We start from the raw sequence: 3,814 nt of genomic DNA, 5'->3' as shown, positions 1-3,814 counted from the left end.
GTGGGTGATGGTGCCCGCGCCAATGCCCTACACCAACCCTAAAATTTCCTGGGGGCCCCCCGCGGGCCGGGGGCGCACCCTTTCGCTTTCCGGAGCTGATGGTGGGCAGGCTGTCGCGTCGGGTGGGCGCCGGGTTCCACTGCCCGGGCGGGTGATGTTGTCGTCGGGACGGTGGACGTTGCTGGTCAGCTGGGGTTTGGCAGGAGCGCGAGTCGTTCGAGGGCGGCGGTGATCTCGCCGGTCCAGGGCCAGTGCTGGGTGAGGCAGAGGATCTTGCGGCGGCCGGTGGTGACGAGTTGTCCGGCCTCGGTGAACAGGCGGAATCGCAGGCGGCGGGGTTCCCAGAGCCGGGCCTTGCCGGTGAGGGCGAGCATGGGCATCCAGGCCAGGAGGTCGAGGGCGATCTGGAGGATCTCGAGCCAGACCTTGTTCTGGGCGGTGGTGTGGAGGGGCAGGTTGCGCAGGCCGGTGGCGCGGGCGGCCCGGATCCGGTCCTCGGCCCGGGCCCGTTGCCGGTGACGGAGTTCGAGTTCGGCGATCGGCCGGTCAGGGGTGTTGGTCGCGAAGCATGTGATCCGCATGCCGTCCGCGTCCGTGATCCTCAACTGGGCGCCAGGGTGGGGCCGTTCTTTGCGGACGATCAGTCGCATGCCGTTGGGCCAGTCGTCCAGGAGCTTGCCGGTGAGCTCGGCGACCCAGGCCCCGTCACGGGCCTCACCGCCGGTCTCGACGGCTGGGGTCCAGGCTGAGGCGGGGACCTTCAGCACGTGTTCGCGGATTGCTTCGGTGATCACCATGCCGACCGAGTAGGACAGCCATCGGCCTCGCCTGGCGAGCCAGGATATGAAGTCGTGGGTGCCGCCTGCGGAGTCGGTGCGGATCAGGGTCTGCCGCCCTCGTCGGTAGTGCTTCGACAGTTGAGCCAGGGCGAGTTGGGTGGTGGTGATGTGGTCGGCGGCCGTGTTGGAGCCCGCGTCTCCCGGTCTGAGGAGGGCGGCGACGGGCTCTCCGGTTCCGCCCGGGCCGTGGTCGAGGAAGGCCGTCAGGGGGTGATGGCCGTAGGTCTTCTTCCAGGTCGGGGCCGCGTCCTGCTTGTCGGAGTGGGCGATCACGAGGACTCCGTCGAGATCGATGACGACCTGGCCGTCGGCGTCCGGGGCGTTCTTGCCGGCCAACGACCAGGCACGATGGCGGGCTTCGGAGCGTGCGGACCGGATGGCCTGCAGGGCTTTCTCGCCGGAGGCGGCGAGGGTGTCGATCAGGCGGGAGATGGTCGGGTCGGAGGCGACCGGGCCGAAGACGGCCGGCTCACACCGCAGCATCGCGACGTCCGCGAGGCAGTCCCCGCCCAGTGCGACCGCCAGGGCGACGTCCAGGAGTGCCTTGCCGGGATCGTGCACGGCCCGAGGTTTCCGCCACGGAGCCAGAGCCTGGGATATGGCCTGGTCAAGGCCGGTCTTGCGGGCCGTTTCGATGAGCCGGACCGCCCCGGCCTGGGAGACGAACTGGCGGCCGTCGTCCTGGACACGGACGCGGGGGTAGGACCCGATAGAGTGCTTCACCTGGGAAGTGCCTCCGGCGGTGGCAGGAACAAGGACCTCGACAATCCTCATTCTTGCTGGTCAGAGGCACTTTCTGCCTTCCTGACCGCCTGCCGGACAGTCAGCTTCGTGTAGGGTCGGGGGCTGGCGCGGTGGCAGAGTACGTCTGCTCCGTTTCCAGCCCCCGCCGCATCGAACCGTGCGTGCGGTTCTCCCGCACACGGCTCACCGACGCCGTTCACCACCGGCATTCGGCCTGCCCCGCCAGTCCCGGAAGGGTCTGGGTGCAACGACGGTTCCGTGCAGGGCGATCAGTCCCAGGGAGTCCTCGGCGGCGAAGGCGACCACTGCCCAGCCGAACTTCCTGGTGCGCCGGTGCTTCTTGGCGAGGAACCCGCCGATCCGCATCCGCGCGTACGAGCCGATCTGGTCGAAGACATGGGCCGAGTTCCCGAACCGGAAATACGCAGCCCATCCACGCAGGAAGGCGTTCACGTCCTCCACGATGACCTTGACCGGCCGCAACAGCCTGCGCCGGTCCGTGAGTTCACGGATCCGGTCGCGGGCGTGCTGCATCGCCCTCGCCGAGGGCCAGCGGGCGAGGAAGGCAACCGGGCGCCGGTCGCCGCGCGGCCGGGACGTGACCCACCGATGATGGAAGCCGAGGAAGTCGAACCCCTCGGCGCCCACCTGCAGGTGCACGATCCTGGTCTTGGCCGCCTTCGGCTCCAGGCCGAGTTCAGCCAGCAGGCTCCGCAGCCGCTCCAGGGCGGCTTCGGCCTGCACGCGGCTGACGCACATCACCACCGCGTCGTCGGCATAGCGCACCAGCACCCCGTGATCCCGTGTCGACCACACCCGGTCCAGCCGGTGCAGATAGACATTGGCCAGCAACGGGGAGACCACCCCGCCCTGGGGAGTGCCGGACACCGGCCGACGGACCTGTCCGTCCTCCAAGACCCCGGCACGCAGCATCGCGTGCAGGAGCTTGAGAACCGACCGGTCCACCACGCGTTCCTCGACCGCCTGCATCAACTTCTCGTGATCAATCGCCTCAGAGCAGTTGGCGATATCCGTCTCCACCACCCACCGCCTGCCCCGCCACGCCTCGTCCACGAGGACCTGGAGGGCATCGTGCGCTCCGCGCCTGGGCCTGAACCCGAACGAGCACGGGAGCATATCGGCCTCGAAGACCGGCTCGAGCACGATCTTCAACGCGGCCTGCACGATCCGGTCGCGGACCGAGGGAATCGACAACGGCCTCTGCTCCGCCACGCCGGGTTTCGGAATGAACACCCGGCGCGCGGGCAACGGCCGCCAGCGGCCTTCCCGCAGTTCCGCGGCCAGTTCATCAAGGAGCCGGTCAACGCCGTACTCCTCAACTTCAGCCAGAGTGGTGGCGTCAATGCCCGGCGCGCCGTTGTTACGACGCACCAACACCCATGCGCGCCTCAGGACGTCCCTGCGGTAGACCTTGTCCCCCAGCGCGTGAAACCGCCGTCCGGGATCGGCCTTGGCCGCCCGGTAAAGCGCATGCTGCAAGGCTCGGACCGGATCCAGCTTCAGGGATCCCGACGTGGCGGAACTAGCCGAAACGGCACTCACCAAGCCCCTCCAGACAACCTGCGCATCGACGAAGCAGCGGCCCTTCCCTGGCCGGCGGTTGTGTTGTCCGCCAGCTCGTCGCGGTACTACGGCCGCCTCCGACGCCCACCCGGCCCGCGCCCACTTCCCGGGGATCACCCGGTTATAGGACGCGCAGCTTCCGGCGGCGTCTGTCCGCAGGCCGCCGGGCCGGGGAGGGCCTCCCCAGTTCCCGCTGTCACCGTCGCAACGTTCCATGCCCCATACGCCGGGGAGTCCTTCACGGCTGCATCTCCAGGATCTTCGCCGCTTCCATGGCCTTCGCCCTGATTTCGGGGGCTCGGCACTCCCTATCCCCACCCCGAGAGGCGGGCCTCTAACGACGCCGCAGGCTTCGCGTGATGCTACGGACCGCTGCTTTGCTCCCCCTTGCAGGGCTTTCGACACTGGGCTTCGACGCCGGGCGTTTCCCCCCGACGCCGCCAGTCTGCTATCGGGCCTCCTGGCAGCTACCCGGACCGGACTTCCACCGGCAGGCGGCAACAAGCTTACGACTCAAGATCAGCTACAACACGAAGACCTCCGAGTCTGCTGGGCGCGCGAAAGCGCGAGGCTAAAAGTGTCCGGGGCGAGCGCCCGAGAGGGGGGGGGGGGGGGGTGTGAGAGACACCGACGCCCCGGGGGGGAGG

Annotated in this window: 2 protein-coding genes; both read right to left on the bottom strand. The window is 68.9% G+C overall.

Annotation, left to right across the window (positions count from 1 at the left end; all coding sequences use genetic code 11):
- Positions 1-185 precede the first annotated feature (185 nt).
- A complete protein-coding gene (locus ACFWYS_RS44080; protein ID WP_384782220.1) occupies positions 186-1,562 on the bottom strand; it encodes an IS1380 family transposase in 1,377 nt (458 codons plus the stop codon).
- A 204-nt stretch (positions 1,563-1,766) separates the two neighbouring features.
- A complete protein-coding gene (gene ltrA / locus ACFWYS_RS44075) occupies positions 1,767-3,146 on the bottom strand; it encodes a group II intron reverse transcriptase/maturase (protein WP_384782218.1) in 1,380 nt (459 codons plus the stop codon).
- Positions 3,147-3,814 lie beyond the last annotated feature (668 nt).

The organism is Streptomyces sp. NPDC059010, from assembly GCF_042740355.1.
Taxonomy (GTDB): domain Bacteria; phylum Actinomycetota; class Actinomycetes; order Streptomycetales; family Streptomycetaceae; genus Streptomyces.
The sequence above is the reverse complement of the archived record's forward strand: the minus strand, read 5'-3'. Positions and strand labels throughout refer to the sequence as shown.